Below are 13,219 nucleotides of genomic sequence, written 5' to 3'. Positions count from 1 at the left end.
GAGGGTGGGTGTCAGCGGCCGAGCTTGGGCGCGAAGATCTTCGCGATGAGGCGGGCGATCAGGTTCAGCGCCATGACGATCAGGATGAGGACCAGCGCGCCGGTCCAAGCACGGTTGAGGAACGCCTCCGCGTCGGGACCCTGATTGGCGTACTGCGTGTAGACGAACACCGGGAGCGTCATCATGCGCTCGCTGAACAGGTCGTAGTTCATCGAGGCGGTGAAGCCGGCGACGATGAGCAGCGGAGCGGTCTCGCCGATGACGCGGGCGATCGCCAGGGTGATGCCCGTCGTGATGCCGGCGATGGAGGTTGGCAGGACGATCTTGACGACGGTCAGCCACTTCGGGACACCGAGCGCGTACGAGGCCTCGCGGAGCTCGTTCGGGACCAGCTTCAGCATCTCCTCCGAGGAGCGGACGACCACGGGGATCATCAGCACGGCCAGGGCGATGGAGCCGGCGAAGCCCATCCGTACGCCGGGTCCGAGGATCAGGGCGAAGAGCGCGTAGGCGAAGAGGCCGGCGACGATCGAGGGGATCCCCGTCATCACATCGACGAAGAAGGTGATCGCGCGGGCGAGGTGCCCACGGCCGTATTCGACGAGGTAGATCGCGGTGAGCAGGCCGATCGGCACCGAGATCAGTCCGGCCATGGCCGTGATCTCGAGCGTTCCGACGATCGCGTGCAGGGCGCCGCCGCCCGCGTCGATGACGTTGCGCATCGAGGAGGAGAAGAACAGCGGGTCGAAGCGCGCGAGTCCGTTCGAGACCACCGTGTAGAGCAGCGAGATCAACGGCAGCAGCGCGATGATGAACGCTGTCGCGACCAGCGAGGTCACCAGGCGGTCGATCGCCTTGCGGCCGCCCTCGACAAGGCGGGACACCACGTAGATGGCCACATCGAAGAGGACGGTGCCCCAGAAGATCGCGCCGACGAGGCTGAAGTCGTTCATCGCTCCGGCTGCCTGGAGGACCAGGAAGACCGCGGCGAAGACGATCCAGCTGCCCACCAGCAGCATCCAGGGGGCGCCCTTGGGCAGCTGACCCGTCTGCAGGGACAGGGGCATCGAGGTGGTGGCGGCGGACATCAGTTGGCTCCCGAGAAGGCCTTGCGGCGGTTGACGATGAACCGCGCGACCGAGTTCACGACAAGGGTGATGACGAACAGGATGAGGCCCGAGGCGACGAGCACGTTCACGCCGACGCCGCTCGCCTCCGGGAACTGCAGGGCGATGTTCGCGGCGATGGTGTTGGAGTTCTGCGAGGTGAGCAGGAGGAACGAGACGACGGTCGCGGGTGAGAGCACCATCGCGACGGCCAGCGTCTCGCCCAGCGCGCGGCCGAGGCCGAGCATGGCGGCCGAGACGATGCCGGGAGCGCCGAAGGGCAGGACGGCCATGCGGATCATCTCCCACCGGGTCGCTCCGAGCGCGAGCGCGGCCTCCTCGTGCAGGCGCGGCGCCTGCAGGAAGATCTCGCGGCAGACGGCGGTGATGATCGGGATGACCATCACGGCCAGCACGACGGAGGCGGTGAGGATCGTCTTGCCTGTGCCGGAGGCCTGGCCGCTGAAGAGCGGGAACCAGCCGACGTTCACGTTCAGGAACAGGTAGAAGGGCTGCACCATCGGGGCGAGCACGGTCGCGCCCCACAGGCCGAAGACGACGGAGGGGACGGCGGCGAGGAGGTCGACCACGTACCCCAGCGCCATGGCGATGCGGCGCGGTGCGTAGTGCGAGATGAAGAGGGCGATCGCGATCGAGAGGGGCAGCGCGATCACCAGCGCGATCACGGCCGACCAGATCGTGCCGAACACCAGAGGGCCGACGTAGGCCCAGAAGCTCGTCGCATCCCCCGGGAGGCTGCCGGCGGGCGCCGTGAACGCGGGGATCGACTGCGCGACGAGGAAGATCGCGACGGCGGCGAGGACGAGGAGGATGAGGGAGCCGGCGGCGACGGTCGAGATCGAGAAGACCCGATCTCCGACACGCACCTTCGCCTTCGGGCGGACGACGGTCTCAGTTGCCATTCCAGGGGACTCTCTTCAGACGAGGGGGTTCGGCGGTGCGCACAGGGGAGATGCTAGGGCTCGGAACACGGTCCTGGTGAGTCGATACCCCGCACAGGCGGGGCCCGTCCCGCGGATGGTGCTGCGAGACGGGCCCTGCCGGTCGGACTACTTGATCGACTCGATCGCGGTGGCGACCGTGGACGCGAGCTCCGAGCTCAACGGCGCGGAGCCGGCCTGAGCTGCGGCGGCCTCCTGTCCGTCCTCGCTCGCCACGTACGAGGCGAACTGCTTGACGACCTCGCCCTTCTCGGTGTCGGCGTACTCCTGGCACACGATCAGGTAGCTGACCAGGACCAGCGGCCAGGCGTCGGCCTCGGTTCCGGTGCGCTCGATCTCGATCGCGAGGTCGTTGTCCTCGCGGCCCTCGGCGACGGGCGAGGCGGCGACGACCGCTGCGGCTCCGTCGGCCGAGATGGTCGAGAACGCGTCACCGACCTTGAGCTGGGCCATGTCCATGCCCTTGGCGCCGGACTCGTCGGCGTAGCCGATGGTGTTGGTGCCGTTCTTGACCGCGTCGACGACACCCGAGGTGCCCTTGGCGCCGTCTCCGCTCTGGTACGGGAAGGTCTGCGCGGCGGGAGCGTCCCAGACGTCGCTCGCGGTCGCCGCGAGGTAGTCGGTGAAGTTCTGCGTCGTGCCGGAGTCGTCCGAGCGGTGCACCGACGTGATGTTCGCGCTCGGCAGGGTCGCGTCGGGGTTCAGCGCCGCGATCTCGGGAGCGTTCCACGTGGTGATGGTGCCCTTGAAGATGCCCGCGATGGTCGGTGCGTCGAGCTTGAGCTCGTCGACTCCCTCCACATTGAAGATGACCGCGATCGGCGAGATGTAGACCGGGAGGTCGATTCCCTTGGTGTCGGGCGCGCAGGCGGCGAAGGTGCCCGAGAGCTCCTCCTCCTTCAGCGCGGAGTCGGAGCCGGCGAAGTCGGCGGCGCCGTTGATGAAATTGGTGCGGCCGGCGCCCGAGCCCTGCGGGTCGTAGTTGACCGTCACATCGGGGTTCGCGGTCTGGAACGCTGCGGCCCAGGTGGTCTGCGCGGTGCCCTGAGCCGACGAGCCGATCCCGGTGATGGTGCCCGAGAGCGTGGACGTGGTGGCGGAGTCGGAGCCGCCTGCGGCCGGTGCCTCGTTGGCAGCGCAGGAGGTCAACGTGATCGCTGCGACGGCAGCGACGACGGCCGCCTGGCCGAGACGCGAGAATCTCACAAGTAATCCCTTTCGGGTAGGAAAGCATGGAAAACAGAACGGGCCTGGTGCAGCCCGCCAGCGACAGTACGGAGAGGTCGTGTCCTGGCACCGTCCGCTCGGTGAACGTGCGGTGAACGGGGCGGCTCCGGCGCCGGGCGACCGCCTCCTAGGCGAGCGGCGAGTGGGTCTCGACCGCGACGATGCCGGATCCGGGATGCTCGGTCGAGAGATGCACCACGGCGAACCCGCCGGTGGGCAGCGCCGACGCCTCATCGAGGTAGGAGCCGAGCGGAGTCGCGGTGGCGAGCGCGATCTCTCGCAGGATCTCGTGGATCACGGGCCGGTGGCTGCAGAGCACGACCGACTTCCGCGCACGCACGCGCTTGCCGATCAGCGAGCGGATGTCGGCGGTGCCGCGCTCCTGCGCTTCCAGACTGATCTCGTCGCGCAGGCGCACCTCCCGCTTCAGGAGCGACGAGAGCGGAGCGATGGTCGACCTGCACCGCTTCGCCGTGCTCGACACCAGCCGGCGCGGGCGCCAGGCGGCGACGGCCCTGGCGGTGGAGGCGGCCTCGACCCGGCCGCGCCGGGTGAGGCGGCGGGTGGAGTCCCGTCCATCCCAGGAGGAGGCCGGCACCGCCTTCGCGTGCCGCAGCACCACGATCGCGAACGTCTCGAGCGCTCCCCGTGCGGCGACCCGCGCGAACTCGTCGACGATCGCCACGTCGTGCGAATAGGTCAGGTAGGTCCTCGCCCGCTTGAGCGTGACCCACTCGAGGGCCTCGACCTCGTCGTTGGGGAGGAAGTCTGAGGCGAGCACCGCCTTCTCGGTCACCTGCGCAGCCCAGTAGTAGACGGCCTTCGGGCGACCGTTGGGCAACGTGTACTCGGTGCAGCCCAGGGGTACGCCGAGGGCGACGGAGAGCCCTGTCTCCTCGCGGATCTCGCGCACCGCCGTCTCGGGGAGCGATTCTCCCGCGTCGACCTTGCCCTTGGGCAGGCTGACGTCCCGCCGGTGCGGCCGGTGGATCACGAGGAGGTGCGGTCGGCCCTCGATGATCCGCCAGCACACGGCCCCTGCTGCGTAGACGGTGCCCGTCACGGCGTCAGCGGCTGGAGGCCCGGTTGGCGGAGCGCGTCGCGGTGCGCTTGCGGTGGGTGATGTGCTGCATCAGCTGGTTCTGCAGGTCGGCGAGTGGAGCGCCGTCCTCGTCGAGGTGGTGCCGGGTCCAGTCTCCGTCGGGACCGAGCCACCAGGAGGCCGTGCGCTCGTCCATCGCCCGCTCGAACATGTCGTCGATCTCGCTCAGGTGCGCGGGCTCGACGATCCGCACGAGTGCCTCGACCCGGCGGTCGAGGTTGCGGTGCATCATGTCGGCGCTGCCGATGAACACGTCCGGCTCGCCGCCGTTGACGAAGCTGAAGATGCGGGAGTGCTCGAGGTAGCGGCCGAGGATCGAGCGCACCCGGATGGTCTCGGAGAGCCCCTCCTGCCCGGGTTTGAGCCCGCAGATGCCGCGGACCCAGACGTCGACGGGGACTCCCGCCTGGCTGGCGCGGTAAAGCGCGTCGATCACTGCCTCGTCCACGATGGAATTGACCTTGATCCGTATGCCCGAGGGCCGCCCGGCGCGCGCGTTCTCGGTCTCCGTGGCGATCCGCTTGAGCAGGCCCTTGCGGAGGTGGCGCGGGGCTACCAGGAGGCGCTTGAACTTCTTCTCGATCGCATAGCCCGAAAGCTCGTTGAACAGGCGGGTGAGGTCCTTGCCGACCTCGGGGTCGGCGGTCAGTAGGCCGAGGTCCTCGTAGATGCGGGAGGTCTTGGGGTTGTAGTTGCCGGTGCCGATGTGGGAGTAGTGGCGCAGCACGCCGCCCTTCTCCTGACGGATCACGAGGGCGAGCTTGCAGTGCGTCTTGAGCCCGACGAGCCCGTACACCACGTGCACGCCGGCCTTCTCGAGCTTGCGCGCCCACGAGATGTTGGCCTGCTCGTCGAAGCGCGCCTTGATCTCGACGAGTGCGAGCACCTGCTTGCCCGACTCGGCGGCGTCGATCAGCGCCTCCACGATGGGTGAGTCTCCCGAGGTGCGGTAGAGCGTCTGCTTGATCGCGAGCACGTCGGGATCCGCCGCGGCCTGCTCGAGGAACGACTGCACGCTGGTCGCGAACGATTCGTAAGGATGGTGCAGCAGCACATCGCCGCGCGAGACCGCCTTGAAGACGTCCTGACGCTGGTTCGGCTCGCTCGGCGAGAGCTGGAGGGCTGTCGTGGGTACGTGGTTGGGGTACTTCAGGTCGGGACGGTCGATCTTCTGCAGGCTGAACAGTCCGCTGAGGTCGAGCGGAGCGGGGAGCTTGTAGACCTCCTGCGTCGTGATGTCGAGCTCGCGCACGAGCAGGCCGAGGGTCTCGTCGTCCATGTCGTCGGTGACCTCGAGGCGGATCGGCGGGCCGAAGCGGCGGCGCAACAGCTCCTTCTCGAGGGCCTTGATCAGGTTCTCGGTCTCGTCCTCGTCGACCTCGACGTCCTCATTGCGGGTCACGCGGAAGACGTGGTGGTCGAGGATCTCCATCCCCGGGAAGAGGTCGTCGAGCTGGTTGGCGATGAGGTCCTCGAGCGAGATGAAGCGCATCGGCTCGCCAGAGGCGGCGACGCCGGCGATGCGCACGAAGCGCGGCAGCATCTGCGGCACCTTCAGGCGGGCGAACTCGACCTTCTGCGTCTTGGGGTTGCGGACTCGCACCGACAGGTTGAGCGAGAGGCCCGAGATGTAGGGGAAGGGGTGCGCCGGATCGACGGCCAACGGCATCAGCACGGGGAAGACCTGTGCCGAGAAGTAGTCGTCGAGCACCGTGCGCTCCGCGTCGCTGAGCTCGTCCCAGCGCACGATGTCGATGCCGCCCTCGCGCAGCGCCGGCTCGACCAGGTCTTTGAAGGCCCGGGAGTGGCGCTGCTGCAGCAGGTGCGCCTTCTCGGAGATGTCGGTGAGCACGTCGACCGGGACGCGGCCGATGTTGGTCGGCAGCGCGAGGCCCGTGAGGATGCGCCGCTTGAGGCCGGCGACACGGACCATGAAGAACTCGTCGAGGTTCGACGAGAAGATCGCGAGGAAGTTCGCCCGCTCGAGCGCCGGCACCAGGGGGTCCTCCGCGAGCTCGAGCACGCGCTGGTTGAAGGCGAGCCAGCTCAGCTCGCGATCGAGGTAGCGGTTGTCGGGGAGCAGGGGGTCGGAGTGCTCCTCCTCGTCGTCGAAGTCGTCGTCGAGGTCATCGCTCAGGCCGTCTTCGAGAAGCAGGTTGTCGCCATCCATGGAACCATCCTGGCACCGTGCCCGGCCGGCCCGCGCCGCCGATCGTGAATGCTCGACGAACGGCCGAAGGGCGGCGCCTGTGGAGGAGGCGTCGTCTCAGCGGATCGGCGCGGCCCGCTGAAGGTACTGCACGTCGATCGCAGCGTCGGTGAAGCCGAGGGAGCGGTAGAGAGCGACCGCCGCGCGGTTCTCGGCCTCGACGTAGAGGTCGGCCGCCGTGCAGCTGCGCTCCACCATCCGGGCCAGGCCCGCGCCGAGCAGAGCGCGGCCGAGTCCGCGGCCCGCCGCCTCCGGGGCGATGCCGAGCACGTAGATCTCACCCGTGCTCGAGCCCGGTTCGATCTTCAACCAGTCATAGCCCACGAGCACACCGTCGGCGTCGCGGAGGAGGAGGACATCGCCGTCCTCGAACCACGGCTCCGCGCGGCGGGCGGCCAGATCCTCCTCGGTCAGCCGACCCTGCTCGGGATGGGCGGCGAAGACGCGGGCGTTCAGCGCGACCCACTCGGCCGGGTCGAGGTCGCGGCCGTCCGACAGGACGAATCCGTCCGGCATCCGCACCTCGGGTGCCGCAAGGGGGTCGAGCTCGAGGTGGAGGAGCGTGCGCACCGGCGCGAAGCCGTGCGACTGCGCGAGCGCGCGGGCCGCAGGATGGTCGCCGTGCGCCCAGGCGAGCAGCCCGGTCCGGCCGCTCGCGAGCACCTGCTCCAGAGCGGCGGTGCCGACGCCGACGCCCCGCCACTCCGGATCGACGACCAGCTCGAGCTCGCCCTGCCCGAGGATCGCCGCCGCCACGACCGCGTCGGCGCGCAGACCCATCAGCAGCGTGCGCGACCCCGCCCGGGCGTCGACGAGGGTCTGATCACTGAACGGGGGCTGCCCATCGAACCAGGAGGCGCGACCGATCAGGTGGTCCAGCCGCGCGGCGACGGCGGGATCGGCGAGATCCTCAACGGACAGGTTGAGCGACTCGCTCATTGTCCTCTTCGTACACGTTGAAGCGGTATCCGACGTTCCGGACGGTGCCGATGAGCGACTCCAAGTCGCCGAGCTTCGCTCGTAGGCGCCGCACGTGCACGTCTACCGTGCGGGTCCCGCCGAAGTAGTCGTAGCCCCAGACCTCGCTGAGCAGCTGTTCGCGGGTGAAGACCCGCGAGGGGTGCGTGGCGAAGAAGCGCAACAGCTCGAATTCCTTGAAGGTCAGATCGAGCGGCCGCCCGTGCACCTTCGCCGAGTAGCTCGCCTCGTCGATGACGACGCCGGAGGCCTGGATGCGCGAGGTCGACTGCTCCTGGGCGAGGCGGCCGATAACGAGTCTTATGCGGGCGTCGACCTCGGCCGGGCCCGCGGAGTCGAGGATGACGTCGTTGACGCCCCAGTCGGCCGAGACTGCGGTGAGACCGCCCTCGGTGAGGATCAGGATGAGCGGGACGTTGATCCCGGTCGTCGTGAGGATCTTGCAGAGCGACTTGGCGCTCGCGAGGTCCTGCCGCGCGTCGATGAGGATGAGGTCGCAGCTCGGAGCGTTCACGAGTTGCGCCGGCTCAGCCGGGATCTGCCGGGTCCGGTGGCTGAGGAGCCCCAGCGCGGGGAGCACCTCGGCGCCTCCCGCCGAGGTCAGTATCAACAACTGCGCCACGGATCCTCCAGAACTGGTCTGCCCGCAATACTAGCGGCGGGCCGGGAGGGCCGACCGCCTGGGGCACAATTGACGGATGAGCAGGGATCGGGTCGGGATCGGGGTCGTCTGGGTGCTCGCACTCATCGGTTCCGTGGTGACGCTCACGGTGGCCGCACCGGCGTCGCAGCAGCTCTGGCTCGCCCTGACCTTCGGCGGCTGCGTGCTCGCGACCTTCGCCGCCCAGCTCGCCGTCGCCCGCGCGGACGGCTACCTCCTGCGTGCGATGACCAGCATCGTCGGAGCGATGGTCGTCGTGGCGATCGCGAGCGGGATCGCCGCGTTCCTCTCCCTCTGAGCCGCCGTCTCCGGCGGGTAGGATGTCTGCATGCTTCTCGCCCTGGAACTCTTCTACCTCGGACTGCTCGGGCTCGCCTCCCTCGCCATCGTGTGGGTCTCCGGCGTGGTCGTCTACAAGCTCTACCGCGGCCAGAGCTAGCCGCACCGCCGGAGCCCGTGTGATCTCGCTTCCGTCGGGCCTCCCGCCCGAGCTCGTCCCGCTCTCCTGGCTGCTCGGCGTCTGGGAGGGATCGGGTGTCATCGACTACGCCGTCCATGACGACTCGGTCCAGGCGGAGTTCGGCCACCGGATCAGCTTCAGTTACGACGGGCTGCCCTACCTGAACTACAGCTCCTACACCTGGCTCATCGACGATGACGGCGAGGGCGGGCATCGTCCCCTCGTGAGCGAGACGGGCTATTGGCGCCTCAGCCGCGCTCTGACCGACGCCGACGCGGGCCCGGGGATGCTGCCCGGTCGCGGCGCTCCCGCCTTCCCCGATGCAGAATCGGTCGAGACCCTCCGCAATGCGGCGGGCGGCTTCGACATCGAGGTGTCGCTCGTGCATCCCGACGGGGTCAGCGAGCTCTATCTCGGCCAGGTCAAGGGTCCGCGGATCGACCTCGCCACCGACGCCGTGATGCGCACCGCCGCCGCGAAGGAGTACGCGGCGGCCACGCGCCTCTACGGCCTGGTCGACGAGCACCTCCTCTGGGCCTGGGACATCGCCGCGCTCGGTCAGGGCCTGCGCACTCACTCCTCCGGAAGGCTCGCCCGTGTCGACTGACGCCCACCCACCCCTCCTGGGCGCCGCCGGCGCCGTCGCGACGACGAGCACCGCCGAGCCAGGGGTCGCCGCCCACTACGGCGATCCCTTCCGCGAGCAGCGGGCGCTCGCCGCGGGCACCGCGCTCGTCGATCTCTCGGGCCGCGGAGTCGTGACCGTCACCGGCCCCGACCGCCTCACCTGGATCGACTCGCTCACCAGCCAGGCCGTCTCGCGCCTGTCTCCCGGCGCCTCCGCCGAGACCCTCCTGCTCGACCCGACCGGGCGCATCGAGCACGTCATCCGGCTGGTCGACGACGGCGAGACCACCTGGCTGCTGCTCGACCGGGACGAGACCGCGCCGCTCGCGGCCTGGCTCGATCGGATGCGCTTCCTCCTGCGCGTCGAGGTCGCTGAGCGCACCGAGGAGTTCGCGACGCTCGCGGTCCTCGGCGAGGGCGCGGCGCTGTCCTTCGTGCTCGGGCTCGGCGAGGCGCCTGCGGTCTGGCGCGATCCGTGGGCGCAGGTCCAGCCCGGCGGCTGGCAGTACGCCCTCACCGCCGAGCACCCGGGCGCCGACTGGCGGCTCCGCGAGGTCCTCGTCCCGCGTGCAGCGCTCGACGAGCTGGCCCCGCGTGCCTCCGCCGCCGGTGTCGTGCTCGCGGGGGCCGACGCGCTCGAGGCGCTCCGCATCGCTGCCTGGCGTCCGCGCCACGCGACGGAGGTCGACGACCGTTCGATCCCGCACGAGCTCGACCTCCTCCGCTCGAGCGTGCACCTGGCCAAGGGCTGCTACCGCGGGCAGGAGACGGTGGCGAAGGTGCACAATCTCGGCCACCCGCCGCGGCGCCTCGTGCTGCTGCAGCTCGACGGCTCCGACTCCGTCCTGCCCCGCCACGGCGATGCCGTCACGGCGCCGAAGGCGGGAGAGCAGATCGAGGTCGGAACGGTCACCTCGAGTGCCTGGCACTACGAGGACGGCCCCATCGCCCTCGCTGTGGTCAAGCGCACCGTTCCCGTGGACCTCGAGCTGACCGTCGTCGTCGGGGACGCTCGTGTCGCTGCCGCGCAGGAGGTCGTGGTTCCGCCGGGAGCCGGAGCGGAGGCGGGCGTGCCCCGCCTGCCCCGCCTCGGGGCGACCACGAGGTAGGCCACACCGTGGTGGCCGCACGTCCCGTCGAGCGGGGCCGGGCGGCCGAGCGGCTGCGCGGTTTCGTCAGCACCTCCGAGCTGCGTCCCGGCCGGGCTCTCACCCGAGCGGCCGCCTCGCTCCCCGCCGTCCTGCAGATCGTGCTCGCGGCGATCCTGGCCTATTCCGTCGCGCACTACGGTTTCGGGCATCCCGCACCCGTTCTCTCGCTCACCGTCACGATCTCGAGCCTCGGCATCGCTCGCGACACCCGCCCCAAGCAGGTCGCGGAGACAGCGATCGGCATGCTGATCGGCATCACGGCGAGCGAGATCCTGCTCCTGCTGTGGGGGAGCGGAGTATGGCAGCTGGCCGTCGTGCTCGCGGTCGTCGTCACGCTGGGCCGTGCCCTCTCCTCCTCACCGGGCTTCGCGGTCGCCGCAGGCACGCAGGCGATGCTGGTGATGGTCCTCCCCGCGCCCGACGGAGGGGTGTTCACTCGAAGCCTCGACGGGCTGCTCGGCGGGCTTGCGGCGCTGCTGTGCACGGCGCTCGTCCCTCGGCGCCCGCTGCGCACCGCCCGATCCGAGGCGCACCGGCTCCTCACGGCGCTGACCCGCACCGTCGACGGGTTGGCCGACGCACTCCGGCGCGGCGACGCCGCAGCCGCAGCCGCCGCTCTGGAGCGCGTCAGGGCGACCCAGCCGGTGATCGACGGCTGGGCGGCCGCGCTCGACTCGGCGAGCGGAGTCGCCCGCATCTCCCCGTTCGTCCGTCGCCATCGCGGCGAACTGGCCCGCCAGAGCACGATGCTCGGGGCTCTGGACCTCGCGACACGGAACCTCCGCATCGTCGCGCGGCGCACCGAGTTCCTCGTGGGCGACTCGGTGCCCCGGCTCGAGCTCGCCGCGGCCGTCGCGGCTCTCGGACCGGGTCTCGTGCTCCTCGGCCGAGCGGTCTCCGATCCGTCGCTCCTCGCCCTCGCGCGTCAGGACCTCGTGTTGCTCGCGACGACGCTCGACCCGCAGCGGCTGATCCCTCAGGCGCGGCTGGCCGAGAAGACGCTCCTCGTCCTCCTCCGCCCGCTCGTCGTCGACCTGCTGACAGCGACCGGCACGGGCTCTGCGGAGGCCAGGGCGTCCCTGCCGCCGCTGGCGTAGTCGTCGTCAGCCGCATCGTCCTCAGCCGGACGGCGCGATCGCCTCCCAGGCGACGGTGACCTCGCCCAAACGCCAGCGCCGCGGACCGCCGAGGACGGGCCAGGAGCTCCGCAGATCGCTCACGCTCGCGAGCCAGCGCTGCCCCGGCCCGTAGACGGCGAGCGGGGCGTTCACCGTCCAGGCCCGGTCCAGGGCAAGGAGGAAAGCGTGCACCGGCTCGCCCGGGACGTTGCGGTGGATCAGAGCCTTCGGCAGGCGCTCGGCCGCGGTCATCGGCGAGGGGATCGCGGCGAGACGGAGCGACAGGGTGAGCGAGCGCGGTCCCTCCCGCCCGATCTCGAGCCAGGTGCAGATCCGGCCGATCTCGTCGCAGGTGCCCTCGACGAGCACCCCGTCGGGCTCGAGACGGTCGGTCATCGTGCTCCACGCGCCGCCGACCGCCGCCTCCTCGTACTGGCGGAGGACATTGAAGGCGCGGATGACGCTCGCGCGCCGTCCCGGAGGAAGGGGCACCTCGAATCCGCCCCGCTCGAAGCGCACCCGGGCATCGGCCGGGAACGCGGTGTCCCCGGCTCGGACACGCTCGAGTTGCCGGCGCGCAGCCTCGACGCGGGCCGGCTCGATCTCGAGCCCGAGGACGTCGACGTCCGTGGCCACCCGCGCCAGCCGGCGGTGCATCTCGAGCGTCGTCACCCCGCTCGCCCCGAAGCCCAGATCGACCACGAGGGGTGCCTGTGTCGTGCGCAGCACCGCCAGCTCGGCCAGTCGCCGATCGACTCTGCGGAGGCGGTTGGTGCCCGTCGTTCCGCGTGTGACGGCTCCGATGGGCATGCTCTCCAGCGTATCCGCGGCTGCAGGTGCCGCCTCTAAGCTGGACGCATGTCCGAGACCTACACCCTCATCCTCGTGCGCCACGGCAACAGCGAGTGGAACCAGAAGAATCTGTTCACCGGCTGGGTCGACGTGCGGCTCACCGAGCAGGGCGTCGCCGAGGCGACGCGCGCGGGCGAGCTGCTGACCGAGGCCGGGCTGCACCCCGACATCGTCTACACGTCCCGGCAGACGAGGGCGATCCAGACCGCGAACATCGCCCTCGAGGTCGCCGACCGCCTGTGGATCGACGTGAAGCGCTCGTGGCGTTTGAACGAGCGTCACTACGGCGCGCTGCAGGGTAAGGACAAAGCGCAGACCCTCGCCGAGTACGGTCCCGAGCAGTTCCAGACCTGGCGCCGCTCCTTCGACGTTCCGCCGCCCCCGCTCGACGACGACGACCAGTACTCGCAGGCGCACGACGAGCGCTACGCCGACCTCGGTGACGCCCTGCCGCGCACCGAGTCGCTCAAGCTCGTGATCGAGCGGATGCTGCCCTACTGGGAGTCGGACATCAAGCCGGATCTCGCCTCGGGGAAGACGGTCATGATCACCGCGCACGGCAACTCCCTCCGCGCGCTCGTGAAGACCCTCGACGGCATCTCGGACTCCGACATCGCCGAGCTGAACATCCCGACCGGGATCCCGCTGGTCTACACCCTCGACGAGAACTTCGAGCCCGTCGGCGAGGCCCGCTACCTCGACCCGGAGGCGGCTGCCGCGGGCGCCGCGGCCGTCGCCGCCCAGGGCGCCAAGAAGTAGCACCCGC

At 70.1% G+C, this 13,219-nt stretch carries 13 protein-coding genes; 5 read left to right on the top strand and 8 right to left on the bottom strand.

Annotated features, from left to right (window positions below):
* Nucleotides 1-11: 11 nt before the first annotated feature.
* The 7 genes from pstA to GSU10_RS11440 all read right to left on the bottom strand — a co-directional run bounded on the left by pstA (nt 12) and on the right by GSU10_RS11440 (nt 8,206).
* Nucleotides 12-1,088: a phosphate ABC transporter permease PstA gene (gene pstA / locus GSU10_RS11470; protein ID WP_132504910.1), complete on the bottom strand. Its 1,077-nt coding sequence runs from the start codon at nt 1,086-1,088 to the stop codon at nt 12-14.
* Entirely contained in the window at nt 1,088-2,029 is a 942-nt protein-coding gene (gene pstC / locus GSU10_RS11465) for a phosphate ABC transporter permease subunit PstC (protein ID WP_068211606.1), read from the bottom strand. The genes pstA and pstC overlap by 1 nt, the downstream gene beginning before the upstream one ends.
* Nucleotides 2,030-2,176: 147 nt before the next feature.
* Complete coding sequence (pstS, locus tag GSU10_RS11460; RefSeq protein WP_068211602.1) at nt 2,177-3,274, bottom strand: phosphate ABC transporter substrate-binding protein PstS; 1,098 nt, start codon at nt 3,272-3,274, stop codon at nt 2,177-2,179.
* Between the two features lie 148 nt (nt 3,275-3,422).
* Entirely contained in the window at nt 3,423-4,358 is a 936-nt protein-coding gene (locus GSU10_RS11455) for an NUDIX hydrolase (protein WP_068211599.1), read from the bottom strand.
* 4 nt (nt 4,359-4,362) lie between these two features.
* Entirely contained in the window at nt 4,363-6,567 is a 2,205-nt protein-coding gene (locus GSU10_RS11450) for an RNA degradosome polyphosphate kinase (RefSeq protein ID WP_132504906.1), read from the bottom strand.
* Between the two features lie 96 nt (nt 6,568-6,663).
* Complete coding sequence (gene mshD / locus GSU10_RS11445) at nt 6,664-7,545, bottom strand: mycothiol synthase (protein ID WP_068211596.1); 882 nt, start codon at nt 7,543-7,545, stop codon at nt 6,664-6,666.
* The gene (locus tag GSU10_RS11440) at nt 7,517-8,206 is read right to left on the bottom strand and encodes a winged helix-turn-helix domain-containing protein (protein WP_068211593.1); all 690 of its coding nucleotides are present in this window, start codon (nt 8,204-8,206) and stop codon (nt 7,517-7,519) included. The genes mshD and GSU10_RS11440 overlap by 29 nt, the downstream gene beginning before the upstream one ends.
* 76 nt (nt 8,207-8,282) lie before the next feature.
* On the opposite strand from GSU10_RS11440, the gene GSU10_RS11435 reads away from it, so the two are divergent.
* The 4 genes from GSU10_RS11435 to GSU10_RS11420 all read left to right on the top strand — a co-directional run bounded on the left by GSU10_RS11435 (nt 8,283) and on the right by GSU10_RS11420 (nt 11,580).
* Nucleotides 8,283-8,543, top strand: coding sequence for a hypothetical protein (locus tag GSU10_RS11435; RefSeq protein WP_068211590.1), 261 nt, complete (start codon nt 8,283-8,285; stop codon nt 8,541-8,543).
* A 160-nt stretch (nt 8,544-8,703) separates the two neighbouring features.
* On the top strand, nt 8,704-9,312 hold the full coding sequence (locus tag GSU10_RS11430; protein ID WP_068211587.1) for a nitrobindin family protein: 609 nt from the start codon (nt 8,704-8,706) through the stop codon (nt 9,310-9,312).
* Entirely contained in the window at nt 9,302-10,441 is a 1,140-nt protein-coding gene (ygfZ, locus tag GSU10_RS11425) for a CAF17-like 4Fe-4S cluster assembly/insertion protein YgfZ (protein WP_082845166.1), read from the top strand. Before GSU10_RS11430 ends, ygfZ begins: the two co-directional genes overlap by 11 nt.
* 11 nt (nt 10,442-10,452) lie before the next feature.
* A complete protein-coding gene (locus GSU10_RS11420; protein ID WP_132504904.1) occupies nt 10,453-11,580 on the top strand; it encodes an FUSC family protein in 1,128 nt (375 codons plus the stop codon).
* 21 nt (nt 11,581-11,601) lie between these two features.
* Here the strand turns inward: GSU10_RS11420 and GSU10_RS11415 are convergent, their stop codons facing one another.
* Nucleotides 11,602-12,411 carry a class I SAM-dependent methyltransferase gene (locus GSU10_RS11415; RefSeq protein WP_068211583.1) on the bottom strand — a complete coding sequence of 270 codons (810 nt, stop codon included), beginning with the start codon at nt 12,409-12,411 and terminating at the stop codon, nt 11,602-11,604.
* Nucleotides 12,412-12,459: 48 nt separating this feature from the next.
* Between GSU10_RS11415 and GSU10_RS11410 the strand changes: the two genes are divergently transcribed.
* A complete protein-coding gene (locus tag GSU10_RS11410; protein WP_068211580.1) occupies nt 12,460-13,212 on the top strand; it encodes a phosphoglyceromutase in 753 nt (250 codons plus the stop codon).
* Nucleotides 13,213-13,219 lie beyond the last annotated feature (7 nt).

It is taken from the genome of Rathayibacter tanaceti (genome assembly GCF_009834165.1).
GTDB lineage: Bacteria > Actinomycetota > Actinomycetes > Actinomycetales > Microbacteriaceae > Rathayibacter > Rathayibacter tanaceti.
The sequence above is the reverse complement of the archived record's forward strand: the minus strand, read 5'-3'. Positions and strand labels throughout refer to the sequence as shown.

Excerpts from the sequence above, each read along its gene's own strand:
- mshD (WP_068211596.1), bottom strand. The coding sequence starts at position 7,545 with ATGAGCGAGTCGCTCAACCTGTCCGTTGAGGATCTCGCCGATCCCGCC.
- GSU10_RS11450 (WP_132504906.1), bottom strand. The coding sequence starts at position 6,567 with ATGGATGGCGACAACCTGCTTCTCGAAGACGGCCTGAGCGATGACCTC.
- GSU10_RS11410 (WP_068211580.1), top strand. The coding sequence starts at position 12,460 with ATGTCCGAGACCTACACCCTCATCCTCGTGCGCCACGGCAACAGCGAG.
- GSU10_RS11415 (WP_068211583.1), bottom strand. The coding sequence starts at position 12,411 with ATGCCCATCGGAGCCGTCACACGCGGAACGACGGGCACCAACCGCCTC.
- GSU10_RS11435 (WP_068211590.1), top strand. The coding sequence starts at position 8,283 with ATGAGCAGGGATCGGGTCGGGATCGGGGTCGTCTGGGTGCTCGCACTC.
- pstA (WP_132504910.1), bottom strand. The coding sequence starts at position 1,088 with ATGTCCGCCGCCACCACCTCGATGCCCCTGTCCCTGCAGACGGGTCAG.
- pstC (WP_068211606.1), bottom strand. The coding sequence starts at position 2,029 with ATGGCAACTGAGACCGTCGTCCGCCCGAAGGCGAAGGTGCGTGTCGGA.